Source organism: Ensifer adhaerens, assembly GCF_020035535.1.
GTDB lineage: Bacteria > Pseudomonadota > Alphaproteobacteria > Rhizobiales > Rhizobiaceae > Ensifer.
The window spans coordinates 3,870,001-3,884,696 of the sequence record NZ_CP083349.1; the positions used below are offsets into that span (position 1 = coordinate 3,870,001).

Consider the following 14,696-nt stretch of genomic DNA (forward strand, 5'->3'; position numbering starts at 1 on the left):
CATTCAGTTGTGCCCGGATAGCCAGGTTTGGCTGCCCCGCGAAAGCGGGACAAGCTTAGTCAAACCCAACTAAGGATGAGCATTGGCAATGAGAACGATCAAGTGTCAAAAGGGCATTTGGTGGATGCCTTGGCATGCACAGGCGATGAAGGACGTGATACGCTGCGATAAGCCGTGGGGAGCTGCGAATAAGCTTTGATCCATGGATCTCCGAATGGGGGAACCCACCTTAAATGCTTGGAAAATTTAAGTCGTACGCAAGTACGGCTTAGGTTTCCAAGTATTGTTTAAAGGTATCTTACTCTGAATACATAGGGGTAAGAAGCGAACGCAGGGAACTGAAACATCTAAGTACCTGCAGGAAAGGACATCAACCGAGACTCCGCAAGTAGTGGCGAGCGAACGCGGACCAGGCCAGTGGCAATGAGGAATAAAGTGGAACGACATGGAAAGGTCGGCCGTAGAGGGTGATAGCCCCTTACACGTAGAACATTCATTGTCCTTGAGTAAGGCGGGACACGTGAAATCCTGTCTGAACATGGGGAGACCACTCTCCAAGCCTAAGTACTCGTGCATGACCGATAGCGAACAAGTACCGTGAGGGAAAGGTGAAAAGCACCCCGACAAGGGGAGTGAAATAGAACCTGAAACCGGATGCCTACAAACAGTTGGAGCCCGCAAGGGTGACAGCGTACCTTTTGTATAATGGGTCAACGACTTAGTGTGACGAGCAAGCTTAAGCCGATAGGTGAAGGCGCAGCGAAAGCGAGTCTGAACAGGGCGTTCAGTTCGTCGCATTAGACCCGAAACCGAGTGATCTAGCCATGAGCAGGTTGAAGGTTGGGTAACACCAACTGGAGGACCGAACCCGCATCTGTTGCAATAGATTGGGATGACTTGTGGTTAGGGGTGAAAGGCCAATCAAACTCGGAAATAGCTGGTTCTCCGCGAAATCTATTTAGGTAGAGCGTCGACCGAATACCCTCGGGGGTAGAGCACTGGATGGGCTATGGGGACTCACCGTCTTACTGATCCTAACCAAACTCCGAATACCGAGGAGTACTAGTCGGCAGACACACGGCGGGTGCTAACGTCCGTCGTGAAAAGGGCAACAACCCTGACCTCCAGCTAAGGTCCCCAAGTCATGGCTAAGTGGGAAAGGATGTGAGGATCCCAAAACAACCAGGATGTTGGCTTAGAAGCAGCCATCATTTAAAGAAAGCGTAACAGCTCACTGGTCTAAATAAGGGTCTTTGCGCCGAAAATGTAACGGGGCTAAAGCCATGCACCGAAGCTGAGGATGTATCGCAAGATACGTGGTAGCGGAGCGTTCCGTAAGCCTGTGAAGGGATACCCGTGAGGGGTCCTGGAGGTATCGGAAGTGCGAATGTTGACATGAGTAACGATAAAGAGGGTGAGAGACCCTCTCGCCGAAAGACCAAGGGTTCCTGCTTAAAGTTAATCTGAGCAGGGTTAGCCGGCCCCTAAGACGAGGCGGACACGCGTAGTCGATGGGAACCACGTTAATATTCGTGGGCCTGGTGGTAGTGACGGATCGCTTAACTTGTTCGGACTTATTGGATTGTCCGGGCGGGGACGCGGTTCCAGGAAATAGCTCCACCATTATAGACCGTACCCGAAACCGACACAGGTGGTCAGGTAGAGTATACCAAGGCGCTTGAGAGAACTATGCTGAAGGAACTCGGCAAATTGCACGCGTAACTTCGGAAGAAGCGTGACCCTTTTGTACGCAAGTATGGAAGGGTGGCACAGACCAGGGGGTAGCGACTGTTTATCAAAAACACAGGGCTCTGCGAAGTCGCAAGACGACGTATAGGGTCTGACGCCTGCCCGGTGCTGGAAGGTTAAGAGGAGGGGTGCAAGCTCTGAATCGAAGCCCCAGTAAACGGCGGCCGTAACTATAACGGTCCTAAGGTAGCGAAATTCCTTGTCGGGTAAGTTCCGACCTGCACGAATGGCGTAACGACTTCCCCGCTGTCTCCAGCATAGACTCAGTGAAATTGAATTCCCCGTGAAGATGCGGGGTTCCTGCGGTCAGACGGAAAGACCCCGTGCACCTTTACTATAGCTTTACACTGGCATTCGTGTCGGCATGTGTAGGATAGGTGGTAGGCTTTGAAGCAGGGACGCCAGTTCTTGTGGAGCCATCCTTGAAATACCACCCTTATCGTCATGGATGTCTAACCGCGGTCCGTCATCCGGATCCGGGACAGTGTATGGTGGGTAGTTTGACTGGGGCGGTCGCCTCCGAAAGAGTAACGGAGGCGCGCGATGGTGGGCTCAGACCGGTCGGAAATCGGTCGTCGAGTGCAATGGCATAAGCCCGCCTGACTGCGAGACTGACAAGTCGAGCAGAGACGAAAGTCGGTCATAGTGATCCGGTGGTCCCGCGTGGAAGGGCCATCGCTCAACGGATAAAAGGTACGCCGGGGATAACAGGCTGATGACCCCCAAGAGTCCATATCGACGGGGTTGTTTGGCACCTCGATGTCGGCTCATCGCATCCTGGGGCTGGAGCAGGTCCCAAGGGTTTGGCTGTTCGCCAATTAAAGCGGTACGTGAGCTGGGTTCAGAACGTCGTGAGACAGTTCGGTCCCTATCTGCCGTGGGTGTAGGAATATTGACAGGATCTGTCCCTAGTACGAGAGGACCGGGATGGACATATCTCTGGTGGACCTGTTGTCCTGCCAAGGGCATAGCAGGGTAGCTATATATGGAATGGATAACCGCTGAAGGCATCTAAGCGGGAAACCAACCTGAAAACGAGTATTCCCTTGAGAACCGTGGAAGACGACCACGTTGATAGGCTGGGTGTGGAAGTGCGGCAACGCATGAAGCTTACCAGTACTAATCGTTCGATTGGCTTGATCGTTCCCATTGCTTGTGTTCATCGATAGATGAAATGACGTGTTCAAAACAAAACGAAGCATCTCGCTTCACCAGCTTCTCATCCGGTTTGCGCCAAGCTAGGCGCAAATCTTGCGCTTTGCCGACCTGGTGGTTCTGGCGGGGTGGCTGCACCCGTTCCCATTCCGAACACGGCCGTGAAACGCCCCAGCGCCGATGGTACTTCGTCTTAAGACGCGGGAGAGTAGGTCGCTGCCAGGTCTGCAAAACGCAAGATAAAACCCGGAAATCAAACGATCATCTTCTCTTCCGCCTCGGCCCAGCCGAACACGGGCCGCCCTCAAGCGGCCCTTTTGTTTTGCTAGACCGGAAACAAGCAGTGCGTCCCTTACACGAGACAAATCCTCACGGATTTGCTCGGAACAGACCATAAATCCCTTCGGGATTTACGTTACCGCGACAAATCCCATAGGGATTTGCGCTGACCGGATAAACGGGATTTTGCCTCCGGCAAAACCCGGAATAAGCGGATAAACCGCAAAGCGGTTTACCGCGATGGCGCGGGGTGGAGCAGCCCGGTAGCTCGTCAGGCTCATAACCTGAAGGCCGCAGGTTCAAATCCTGCCCCCGCAACCAAAACATACAAAAAGCCCCCAAGCAGAAATGCAAGGGGGCTTTTGACGTTCCAAACGCCGAAAAGCCACCTCCGCGTCCCCGCAAGGATCTCGTCAGACAGAGCCGAATCCTCCGTCATCGTAAGCGACAAGCAGACCCCATCTGGCAGGGCTGATGGACATCACGCTATGGCAGGCATATGATTTCTCTGACTGTGAGGATCTATGTCTACGCCTACGGCTAGCCCTAGAATGATCCATATGATTGAGGCGGTAACGGATCGACTTGAGGGTTCTCCCCGCCAGTTGCGACGTTTCTGGTCTGACGAATTTAAGGTCGAGGCCGTTGAGGAAGCTTGCCGGCCTGGAGTGAATATCTCGGCGATCGCACGACGGATCGGCATTACGCCCTCTCAACTCTACCGGTGGCGGCGAGACCTTCTGAACGAGAGCGAGCCGGACCATGTGGCGTCGGCTGAAAGTGGACAGAGATCGATGATCGGGGTCAGCTCGGTCGTCGAGGTGGTAATCGGCGACGTTGTAATCCGGGCCGGTGCTGAGATCGGCGAAGCGCATTTGCAGCGCGTTATCCGAGCGGTACGCTCGGCATGATCCCGTCAGGCGTGAAGGTCTTCCTTGCGAGCCATCCGATCGACTTCCGCAAGGGGCCGGACAGCCTGCTTTCGCTGGTGCGGGACGCTGGCAGTGATCCGTTCAACGGAGCGCTCTATGTCTTTCGGGCGAAACGAGCGGACCGGATCAAGATCGTATGGTGGGATGGCTCGGGCGTCTGCCTTTATGCCAAACGGCTAGAGAAAGCTCAGTTCTGCTGGCCGCGGATCGGCCACAGCCGCGTCCAGCTGAATCATGCCCAGCTTCTGGCTTTGGTGGATGGTATGGACTGGAAGCGGGTGCGATCGGCGCCCGTCAAGCCTCCCGAGATTGTTGGGTAAAACCACTGCGGCGAAGTGAATCAGGTGCCTGAAACCGCGGGCGGATCACGGCAAAATATGCTCTGATCTGACCCATGACGCGACCCGAGATCGAGCTCCCGGATGATGTAGAGGCCCTGAAAGCTATGGTTCTCGCCATGGCCGAAAAGGCAGCCCGCGTCGAGGCTTTGGAAAAACAGGTTGATGACCTCGAGGCCCGGAACGCGGACGCCGACGAACGCATCGAGCGGCTGACGCAAATCCTGAAGGCTTTTGATCGGGCCCGCTTTGGACGGCGTTCGGAAAAGCTGGCATCCCCGGTCGATGACGAGCAGCATGCCTTTGTCTTCGAGGAAATCGAGACCGGCATTGCGGCGATAAAGGCCCGGGTCACGAAGGGCCGCGGGAATGCGGACGGCAAGCGTGCACCACGGCCGCGCAAGAGCTTCGCGCCGCATCTTGAGCGCGTCGAAATCGTGATCGAGCCGGAAGAGTTGCCGGTGCATGCGGGCAAGCGGAAGATCCTGATCGGCGAAGACGTCTCCGAACGGCTCGATGTCGTCGCAGCCAGGTTCCGTGTCATCGTCACGCGTCGTCCCAAGTACGCTTTTAGGAACGAGGACGGCGTCATCCAGGCCGCGGCTCCCGCACACATCATCGAAGGCGGCATTCCAACAGAAGCACTTCTGGCCCAGATCGCGGTTTCCAAATATGCCGATGGCCTTCCGCTCTATCGCCAGGAAGCGATCTACGCGCGAGACAAGGTCGAACTTGACCGCAAGCTCATGGCCCAATGGATGGGCAAGTTGGGGTTCGAACTCGACATCCTTGCCGATTACATCCTGAACGAGATCAAGAAGGCGAAGCGGATCTTTGCCGATGAAACGACCTTGCCGACACTTGCGCCTGGGTCCGGGTCGGCAAAGACAGCATGGCTATGGGCTTACGCCAGGGATGACCGCACTTTCGGAGGCAGCGGTCCGCCGTTGGTGGCCTATCGCTTTGAAGACAGTCGAGCGACCGAGTGCGTCGCACGACATCTGAGCGGTTATCGCGGGATCCTGCAGGTTGACGGGTATGGTGCTTACAGCAAGCTTGTCCGCAAGGATGGAGGCAACGACGGCATCGCCCTGGCTGGTTGCTGGTCACATAGCCGGCGGAAGTTCTACGAATTGCACGCGGCGAAGAGCTCGAAGGTCGCCACAGAGACGGTCGAGCGTATGGCGAGGCTCTGGGAAATCGAGGAAACCGTCCGCGGCCAAAGTCCCGAAGCTCGTGTCGCAGCGCGTCAGGAAAGTTCGGCGGCGATCGTCCGTGACCTCTTCATACTCTGGCAGGCGACCCTGCCGCGGGTGTCGGGTAAATCCAAACTCGCCGAAGCTCTCCGGTATGCCATATCGCGCCGCGACATATTCGAGCGCTTCCTGACCGACGGCCGCGTCGAGCTCGACTCCAACATTGTCGAGCGAGCTATCAGACCCCAGGCCATCACCAGGAAAAATAGCCTCTTCGCTGGCAGCGACGGCGGCGGCAGGACCTGGGCGACGATCGCGACGCTCCTGCAGACAGCAAAGATGAATGCCGTCGATCCGCAAGCCTGGCTTACCCAGACACTTGAACGCCTCGCAAATGGATGGCCCAGCAGCGATATTGACGCGCTCATGCCGTGGAACTACGCCGCCTGAACGGCCCCAGCTTGTCGCTTACCCGTCATCCGCGCGCCAGGATCAGCACCCCCACCGTCGCTGACAACATCCCGATCGCCGCGCCGAGCGGACGTAACTGGACAATCCCGCAAAAATGGAAACTATCGCCATAATCAAAGACTGAGCCGGCTACGGCTCGGATAAACGGGGAGATCGCCGGCATGAGTTACGGGGGGACTTTGGACGCTGAGCGGAACCGTCCTATCCAGCTGTTCTTTCTCGTCTGCGGCGCTCTGGCAATTCTCGGCAGTCTGCTTGCGGCTGGGGATGACTCTCCCTGGCGTTGGCTGCACTATATGACCAAGCCCACAGCAACTCTGTTGCTACTCGCTTTTGTGCTCAGGAACCTTACTCCTCCGTCGCGCGCCTACGGTACGGCGGTCGCGGTCGGTCTCGTTTTTGCTGCTGCTGGGGACCTCTTTCTCATGCTGCCGGGGGACTATTTTCTGGCCGGCCTCGTCTGTTTCCTGCTCACCCACTGCGCCTACATTTTCGCGCTCACCCGTGACGCCAGACTTGCCGCCCATCCCGGTGTGTTTGCCATCTTTGCCTTGATTGCGCTCTCAGTCGTCGGTGGTCTGTGGACGTCACTATCGTCTGAGATGCGCATCCCGGTCATCATCTACGCCCTGGCGCTCGGCGCGATGGCTGCCCAGGCTATCTCTCGTGCCCGCCAGCTCTCGGGAACGCCGTGGGAACTGACAGCCCGCTATGCGGCGATTGGCGTCTGTTGTTCCTGGTCAGCGATACGGTGCTCGCCTACGGCCGCTTCCGCTGGGATATTCCACTCAATGCGTTCTGGGTGCTCGGTACCTATTATGCCGCGCAATGGTTCTTTGCTCGCTCGACTGAAAGCCGATGACAACCACAATCGATATCTCGCCGGATCTCAGCGCCAGCTTCGACCGGTTGCGGAGCGCCTGGCTCGAAACCCGCCCGTCCGTGGAGCAGCGTCGCGCGGACCTGAGCCGGCTCAGAGAGCGTTTGCGCGCGCGCATGGATGAGATGTGTCAGGCGATCGATGCGGATTTCGCTCATCGCGCCCGGCACGAAACGCTGCTTGGTGAAGGCGGCGTCGTGCTTTCCGAGATCGACCATACATTGGCGAAACTCAAGCGCTGGGTCCGTCCAGAGCGTCGGACGGCCGGATGGAAGCTCTGGCCGGCCAGGGCAGAAGTGCGTTTCGTGCCGCTCGGCGTCGTCGGGATCATTTCGCCGTGGAACTATCCGGTCAACCTGGCGCTCGCCCCGTTGGTCGCGGCGATTGCCGCCGGCAATCATGTCTTCCTCAAGCCATCCGAGCATACGCCGCAGACCGCCGAGTTCCTGCGGTCACTGCTTGGCGAGGTCTTTCCGGAGGCGCGCGTGGCGGTCGCGCTCGGCGGCCCCGAACTGTCCGCCAGCTTCTCGGCTCTCCCTTTCGACCATCTGTTCTTCACCGGTTCCACCGCCGTCGGGCGCAAGGTGATGGCGGCGGCCGCCCAGAATCTGACACCGGTAACGCTTGAACTCGGCGGCAAATCTCCGGCGATCGTGACCGAAAGCGCCGATCTCGCCAAGGCAGCCAGGCGCGTTGCCACCGGCAAGTTCTTCAATGCCGGCCAGACCTGCATCGCGCCCGATTACGTCCTCATCCATGAGAGCAAGCGCGAAGCTTTCGTGGGCTTGATGAAGCAGGAAATGGCAGCGCGTTATCCGGCGAAGCGACGCCTCGAAGACTACACATCGATCATCAATGCGGGGCAGTACGAGCGCCTCACGCGCCTGATTGCCGACGCCGAGGCACGTGGCCATAAAGTGATCCCGCTGCTCGATGGAACTGAGGACGTCGCCGGGCATCCACGCCTTTTCCCGCCAACGCTCATCATCGATCCGGATCGGGAAAGTGCCGTCATGGGCGAAGAGGTCTTCGGACCTATCCTCCCCGTCATCGGCTACACCTCGATCGAGGAGGCGATCGGCTATATGCTCGGCCATGACCGCCCGCTGGCGCTCTACTGCTTCAGCCGGGAGAAAAACGAAATCGAGGCTATTCTCTCGCGTGTTGTCGCAGGCGGCGTTTGCATCAACGACACGCTCTACCAATTCGGCTGCAGTGATCTGCCCTTCGGGGGTGTTGGCGCCAGCGGCATGGGCCACTATCACGGACGCGATGGGTTCCTGACCTTTTCCAAGGCTATGCCCGTGCTGAGAAAACTCGAGCCGGCGCCGAGTGACCTGGTGAAACCGCCCTACAAAGGCATCGCGGACTGGGTGATCCGCTTCCTGTCACGTTGATCGTAAAAAAAAACTGCACCCAGGCTGCAATTTCGCCTTGTAGCTCTAGTTGCTAGAGGTCGTAGCGTTGCTTCAAGATATGCAAGGAGCAGGTTATGGCGAGCACTATTCGGGAAGCCCGTTATCGCGTCGAAGGCATGGATTGCGCATCCTGCGCAACCAAGATCGACACGGCGGTGCGCAGGCTGTCGGGTGTCGAGGACGTGTCGGTTTCAGTGTCGGCGGGCACCATGTCGGTTAAGTTTGCCGACGAGAACGATCTCGCGACGTCGATCGTGAGCAGGGTTGGAAAGCTCGGCTATCGTTTGCATCCGGTCCAGGCAGGCCAGGCGTCGGAACGGAAAACGGCCCATGTGTGCTCCGGGCACGATCATGACCATAACCATGATCACGGCCACGATCACCCTGATGATCATGCCCATGACCATGAACATCGACACGATGATCACGCCCATCGTCACGAGGGCAACGCCAGCCAGAAGGGCGAGACAGCCGCGGCTGCGATGGGCCTTCACGGTCATGACCACGGTCCGACGAGCGGTCCATGGTGGAAGTCGGGCAAGGGTAAGCTGACGATTGCCAGCGGCCTGGCGCTGGTCGCCGCCTATGCCATTGGGAAGACGGTTCCGGCGACCGAGCCCTGGATCTTCACGCTTGCCATGCTCGTCGGCCTGTTGCCGATTGCGCGCCGCGCCTTTGCCGCCGCGACCATGGGGACGCCGTTTTCGATCGAGATGCTGATGGCGATCGCCGCCGTCGGTGCAGTCTTCATCGGCGCCACGGAAGAAGCGGCCATGGTCGTGCTCCTGTTTCTGATCGGCGAATTGCTGGAGGGCGTGGCAGCCGGAAAGGCGCGTGCCAGCATCCAGTCGCTGACGGCGCTCGTTCCGAAGTCCGCCTTCGTCGAGCGCGATGGTCGGCTGGATGAGGTTCCTGCCGAGACGCTGAGTGTCGGCGCCGTCATCCTGGTGCGTCCCGGCGACCGGATTCCGGCCGATGGCGTGGTGCTATCCGGCGAAAGTGCCGTCGACGAAGCGCCGGTGACCGGCGAGAGTACACCGGTGCGCAAGGAGGCTGATGACACCGTTGTCGCGGGCACCGTCAATGGTTCTGGCGCGCTGCGCGTGCGGGTTACGGCCGCCGCGGCCGACAACACCATCGCCCGCATTGTTCGCATGGTGGAGGAGGCACAGGAGAGCAAGGCCCCGACCGAGCGCTTCATCGACCGCTTCTCGCGCTACTATACGCCGGGTGTCGTCGTGGTGGCGGCGCTGGTCGCCGTGCTGCCGCCGCTTCTCTGGGGCAGCTCCTGGGATGAGTGGACCTACAAGGGTCTCGCCATCCTATTGATCGGTTGCCCCTGTGCCCTGGTCATCTCGACGCCGGCAGCGATCGCCGCCAGCCTTTCGGCCGGCGCGAGGCGCGGGCTGCTGATGAAGGGTGGGGCGGTGCTGGAGAATGTCGGCAAGGTTACCGCCGCTGCCTTCGACAAGACCGGTACGCTCACGGAAGGCAAGCCGAAGGTGACCGATATCGTCGGCTTCGGTCGCTCGGAGGCTGAGGTTCTGCGCCTGGCGGCAGCACTGGAGCAGGGATCGAGCCATCCGCTTGCTCATGCTATTCTAGAGCGGAGCGCGGCCGATGGTCTCGCCGTCCCCAACATTGCAACCGTGAACGCGGTTGGCGGCAAGGGACTTGAAGGGAGCGTCGACGGCATAGCGCTGTTCTTCGGCTCGCCCAAGGCTGCAGGCGAGCGGGCGCCGATGACGGCGGACGAGACGGCGCGCGTCTCGGCTCTCAACGATGAAGGCAAGACGGTTTCGGTGCTCGTGGCGGGAGGCGTGATTGCCGGCGCCATCGCCATGCGCGACGAGCCGCGGCCGGATGCGGCTGCCGGCGTGAAGGCGCTGACAGATGCCGGTCTCCGCGTCGTCATGCTGACGGGCGACAATCGTCGCACGGCGGAAGCGATCGGCCGGCAGTTCGGCATGGAAGTCCGCGCCGAACTCTTGCCCGAGGATAAGCAGCGCATCGTGCGTGAGTTGAAAGCCGAGGGCTTCAACGTCGCCAAGATCGGTGACGGCATCAACGACGCGCCGGCACTGGCGGCAGCCGATATCGGCATCGCCATGGGCGGCGGCACGGATGTAGCGCTGGAAACGGCGGATGCGGCGGTCCTGCATGGCCGGGTCGGCGACGTGGCGGCGATGATCCGCCTTTCCCGTTCGACGATGCACAACATCGTGCAGAACATCACGATCGCGCTGGGCCTGAAGGCCGTCTTCCTGGTGACGACGATCATTGGCGTCACCGGCCTTTGGCCTGCCATCCTGGCCGACACCGGCGCAACCGTGCTCGTCACCATGAATGCCCTCAGGCTGCTTCGGCCGGTACGGGCCGCCTGAAGCCACCGGATCTCCCCCAAGAACAGGGCCGGCGACACCCGTTGTCGCCGGCTTTTGGCGTCCAAGTGCCTGTGTATATTCGCGCTGGACTCTCACCAGCGATCTGATGAGAGTATAAGGAAGATCACGGTTGAGGGCTTTCGCCCCGAAAAATCGATGATAAACTTAGACCAAATGGTAAAAAAATCGCCGGCACGGTTTCTGGGAAGAATGCCGAAGCGGGCCAGTTTGGGGATCGCAAGGCCAATATGGACAATATTGCCATCGAACTGCGTGAGATCGACAAGAGCTTCGGTCCGGTCCACGCCAACAAGAACATCAATCTAAAAGTCCGCAAGGGGACGATCCACGGCATCATTGGCGAAAACGGTGCGGGAAAATCGACCCTGATGTCGATCCTCTACGGCTTCTACCAGGCCGATAGCGGTGAAATCCTCGTCGACGGCAAGGCCGTTGCCATCCGCGATCCGAATGCGGCGATCGCAGCCGGCATCGGCATGGTCCACCAGCATTTCATGCTGGTCGAGAACTTCACGGTGCTCGAAAACGTCATGCTGGGCGCCGAGGACAGCCAGATCCTCAACAAGGGCATCGCCAAGGCACGCGTCGAATTGAAGCGGCTGGAGCGCGAATATGCGCTCGAGGTCGATCCGGATGCGCTCATCGAAGAGTTGCCGGTTGGCCTTCAGCAGCGCGTCGAAATCCTGAAGGCGCTTTATCGCCGGGCCGATATCCTGATCCTCGACGAGCCGACCGGCGTGTTGACGCCGGCGGAAGCCGATCACCTTTTCCGCGTTCTCGAACAGCTGAAGAGCCAGGGAAAGACCATCATCCTCATCACCCACAAGCTGCGCGAGATCATGGCAATTACCGACGAGGTGTCGGTCATGCGCCGCGGCGAAATGGTGGCGACACGTACGACGGCCGAGACTTCGGTGGAGGAACTCGCCGAGCTCATGGTAGGCCGCCGCGTGTTGCTGCGCGTCGAGAAGGGCGAAGCCAAGCCGGGCGACGTCAAGCTTGCGGTCGAGGGACTGACGGTCAAGGATGGCCGCGGCGTCACCATGGTCGACAATGTCTCTTTCAATCTCCGGGCTGGCGAGATTGTCGGCATCGCCGGTGTTGCCGGCAACGGTCAGTCGGAACTGCTTGAAGCGATTTCTGGCATCCGCCGTGCCATCTCGGGCTCCGTTCTGTTGAACGGCAAGCCGATCGATGTGACTGGCCGCGCCGACCCGGCTGAACTGCGTGATCGCGGCCTCGCCCATGTGCCGGAAGACCGCCACCATGTCGGCCTCGTTCTGAAGTTTGAGGAATGTGAAAACGCGATCCTCGGCTACCATCACGACAAGCGCTACCTCAATGGCGTCTTCCTGAACATCGATGCCATCCGCAAGGACGCCGAGAAGCGCATTGCCGAGTACGACATCCGCCCGCCGAATCCGCGGCTGAAGACCGCCAATTTCTCCGGCGGCAACCAGCAGAAGATCGTGCTGGCACGCGAAATGGAGCGCGGGCCGGATGTGCTGATCATCGGTCAGCCGACGCGCGGCGTCGACGTCGGCGCCATCGAATTCATCCATAGGCGGATCATCGAGATGCGCGACCAGGGCATGGCTGTCCTCCTGGTCTCCGTCGAACTCGATGAAATCCGCGCCCTTTCGGACCGTATTTTGGTCATGTTTGCCGGCCGTGTCGTCGGCGAGCGCGATCCGGATGCGACCGAGGGCGAACTCGGCCTCTTGATGGCCGGCGTTGAAGGCCGCAAGGAGGCCGCAGAATGAGCTCCCCCTATGCTAAGCTTCCGGGCTGGGTCGAATACGGCCTCATCCCGCTGGTCAACCTCGCGGTTGCCTTCCTCGTTGCCGGGCTCGTCGTGCTGCTCGTCGGGGAAAACCCGCTGGAGGCCGCCTATCACCTGATCAACGGTGCTTTTGGCCGCGGCGAATATCTCGGCTTCACGCTCTATTACGCCACCACCTTCATCTTCACCGGTCTTGCGGTGGCGGTCGCCTTCCATGCCGGCCTCTTCAACATCGGCGGTGAAGGTCAGGCCTATGTCGGTGGCATCGGCGTGGCACTCGCCTGCCTCTGGCTCGACCAGACGATGCCCTGGTTCGTCGTCTTCCCGCTGGCGATCCTTGGTTCCGCTTTCTTCGGTGCGGCCTGGGCCTTCCTGCCGGGCTGGCTGCAGGCCAAGCGCGGCAGCCATATCGTCATCACGACGATCATGTTCAACTTCATCGCCTCGAGCCTGATGGTCTACCTGCTGACGCGCGTCCTGAAGCCGCTCGGCTCCATGTCGCCGCAGACCCGCACCTTCGCCGAAGGCGGACAGCTGCCGAAACTCGACTGGCTGCTCGCGATCTTCGGGCTGGATATCGGCACGGCGCCGTTCAACGTTTCGTTCCTGCTGGCACTGGTTGCTGCCTTCGGCGTCTGGCTGCTGATCTGGCGCACCAAGCTCGGTTATGAAATGCGCACCATGGGCCACAGCCCCTCGGCGGCGCGTTACGCCGGTATGAGCGAAAGCCGCATCACCGTGATCACCATGATGATCTCGGGCGGCCTTGCCGGCATGATGGCGTTGAACCCGATCATGGGTGAACAGGCGCGCATGCAGCTCGATTTCGTGCAGGGTGCGGGCTTCGTCGGCATTGCCGTGGCGTTGATGGGCCGCTCGCATCCCGCCGGCATCATTCCGGCTGCGGTTCTCTTCGGCATGCTTTACCAGGGCGGCGCCGAGATCTCGTTCGAAATGCCGTCGATCTCACGCGACATGATCGTCATTATCCAGGGCCTGGTCATCCTCTTTGCCGGTGCGCTCGAAAACACGTTCAGGCCGGCGATTACCCGGCTGTTCTCGATGCAGGGCCGCCGCGCGGCCGTCGTGGCACAGACCAAGGGAGCTTGAAGCCATGGATTTCTTCCACGTCATCGTGGTGCTCCTTGAGTCCACTATCCGCGTTTCCGTACCGCTGATCTTCGCAGCGCTTGCCGGGCTCTTCACCGAACGTGCCGGCGTCTTCGACATCGGCCTCGAAGGTAAGATGCTGGGTGCTGCGTTCGCCGCCGGCGCTGTCGCCGCCGTCACCCAGTCCGTCTGGATGGGCCTGCTCGCGGCCATTCTGATCTCGATCGCTCTGTCGCTGGTGCATGGCTATGCCTCGATCACTCAGCGCGGCAACCAGATCGTTTCCGGTGTCGCGATCAACTTCATCGTTGCCGGCTCGACGGTTATTCTCGGCGAAGCCTGGTTTCGCCAGGGCGGCCGCACGCCGGCGCTTGGCGAAGGTTCGCGTTTCCAGACGATCACCTTCCCCTATGCCGACAGCGTCAGGGAGATTCCGATTCTCGGCCCGATCTATTCGGATCTGCTCTCCGGGCATTTCCTTTTGACCTATGTCGCCTTCGCCATGGTGCCGATCAGCTGGTGGATCCTCTACCGTACCCGTTTCGGTCTCCGTCTGCGGGCGGTCGGCGAAAATCCGGGTGCAGTCGACACCGCCGGCATTTCGGTTCTCTGGCTGCGCTATCGTGCCGTCATCTGCTGCGGCATCCTCTGCGGTTTTGCCGGCGCTTATCTGTCGCTGGCGATGACCGCCGGCTTCGTCAAGGGCATGACCGCCGGCAAGGGCTATATCGCGCTTGCAGCGCTGATCTTCGCCAAGTGGCGGCCGTTCAACATCATGCTGGCCTGCCTGCTCTTCGGCTTCCTCGATGCGTTGGCGATCCGTCTCCAGGGCAATCCGCTGCCGCTGATCGGCCAGGTGCCGGTGCAGCTGATGCAGGCGCTGCCCTACATCCTTACTGTGATCTTGCTTGCCGGCTTCATCGGCAAGGCCATTCCGCCGAAGGCCGGCGGCGTCCCCTATGTCAAGGAGCGCTAGAACC

The 14,696-nt window shown here is 59.9% G+C and carries 8 protein-coding genes, 1 tRNA gene, 2 rRNA genes and 1 pseudogene; all 12 read left to right on the top strand.

Annotated elements, in window-relative coordinates; genetic code table 11:
- The first annotated feature begins 96 nt into the window (after positions 1–96).
- Positions 97–2,893: ribosomal RNA gene (locus LAC81_RS18760) — 23S ribosomal RNA — on the top strand.
- Positions 2,894–3,014: 121 nt separating this feature from the next.
- Positions 3,015–3,129 (top strand): 5S ribosomal RNA (rrf, locus tag LAC81_RS18765).
- 298 nt (positions 3,130–3,427) lie between these two features.
- Positions 3,428–3,504 (top strand) — tRNA-Met (locus LAC81_RS18770).
- A 230-nt stretch (positions 3,505–3,734) separates the two neighbouring features.
- Positions 3,735–4,094, top strand: coding sequence for a transposase (locus tag LAC81_RS18775; RefSeq protein WP_223725995.1), 360 nt, complete (start codon positions 3,735–3,737; stop codon positions 4,092–4,094).
- Entirely contained in the window at positions 4,091–4,435 is a 345-nt protein-coding gene (gene tnpB, locus LAC81_RS18780; RefSeq protein WP_223725996.1) for an IS66 family insertion sequence element accessory protein TnpB, read from the top strand. Before LAC81_RS18775 ends, tnpB begins: the two co-directional genes overlap by 4 nt.
- Before the next feature lie 74 nt (positions 4,436–4,509).
- Positions 4,510–6,099 carry an IS66 family transposase gene (gene tnpC / locus LAC81_RS18785; RefSeq protein ID WP_223725997.1) on the top strand — a complete coding sequence of 530 codons (1,590 nt, stop codon included), beginning with the start codon at positions 4,510–4,512 and terminating at the stop codon, positions 6,097–6,099.
- Between the two features lie 182 nt (positions 6,100–6,281).
- A pseudogene (locus tag LAC81_RS18790) lies at positions 6,282–6,982 on the top strand (lysoplasmalogenase).
- The gene (locus LAC81_RS18795; protein ID WP_223725998.1) at positions 6,979–8,397 is read left to right on the top strand and encodes a coniferyl aldehyde dehydrogenase; all 1,419 of its coding nucleotides are present in this window, start codon (positions 6,979–6,981) and stop codon (positions 8,395–8,397) included. Before LAC81_RS18790 ends, LAC81_RS18795 begins: the two are co-directional and overlap by 4 nt.
- 95 nt (positions 8,398–8,492) lie before the next feature.
- Positions 8,493–10,802 carry a heavy metal translocating P-type ATPase gene (locus LAC81_RS18800; protein ID WP_223725999.1) on the top strand — a complete coding sequence of 770 codons (2,310 nt, stop codon included), beginning with the start codon at positions 8,493–8,495 and terminating at the stop codon, positions 10,800–10,802.
- A 248-nt stretch (positions 10,803–11,050) separates the two neighbouring features.
- Positions 11,051–12,586, top strand: coding sequence for an ABC transporter ATP-binding protein (locus LAC81_RS18805; protein WP_223726000.1), 1,536 nt, complete (start codon positions 11,051–11,053; stop codon positions 12,584–12,586).
- On the top strand, positions 12,583–13,716 hold the full coding sequence (locus tag LAC81_RS18810; protein ID WP_223726001.1) for an ABC transporter permease: 1,134 nt from the start codon (positions 12,583–12,585) through the stop codon (positions 13,714–13,716). Before LAC81_RS18805 ends, LAC81_RS18810 begins: the two co-directional genes overlap by 4 nt.
- Before the next feature lie 4 nt (positions 13,717–13,720).
- Positions 13,721–14,692: an ABC transporter permease gene (locus tag LAC81_RS18815; RefSeq protein ID WP_057247715.1), complete on the top strand. Its 972-nt coding sequence runs from the start codon at positions 13,721–13,723 to the stop codon at positions 14,690–14,692.
- Positions 14,693–14,696 lie beyond the last annotated feature (4 nt).

What these genes read in the sequence shown, in the direction of transcription:
- LAC81_RS18775 (WP_223725995.1), top strand. Translation starts at nt 3,735, where the DNA reads ATGATCCATATGATTGAGGCGGTAACGGATCGACTTGAGGGTTCTCCC.
- tnpB (WP_223725996.1), top strand. Translation starts at nt 4,091, where the DNA reads ATGATCCCGTCAGGCGTGAAGGTCTTCCTTGCGAGCCATCCGATCGAC.
- tnpC (WP_223725997.1), top strand. Translation starts at nt 4,510, where the DNA reads ATGACGCGACCCGAGATCGAGCTCCCGGATGATGTAGAGGCCCTGAAA.
- LAC81_RS18795 (WP_223725998.1), top strand. Translation starts at nt 6,979, where the DNA reads ATGACAACCACAATCGATATCTCGCCGGATCTCAGCGCCAGCTTCGAC.
- LAC81_RS18800 (WP_223725999.1), top strand. Translation starts at nt 8,493, where the DNA reads ATGGCGAGCACTATTCGGGAAGCCCGTTATCGCGTCGAAGGCATGGAT.
- LAC81_RS18805 (WP_223726000.1), top strand. Translation starts at nt 11,051, where the DNA reads ATGGACAATATTGCCATCGAACTGCGTGAGATCGACAAGAGCTTCGGT.
- LAC81_RS18810 (WP_223726001.1), top strand. Translation starts at nt 12,583, where the DNA reads ATGAGCTCCCCCTATGCTAAGCTTCCGGGCTGGGTCGAATACGGCCTC.
- LAC81_RS18815 (WP_057247715.1), top strand. Translation starts at nt 13,721, where the DNA reads ATGGATTTCTTCCACGTCATCGTGGTGCTCCTTGAGTCCACTATCCGC.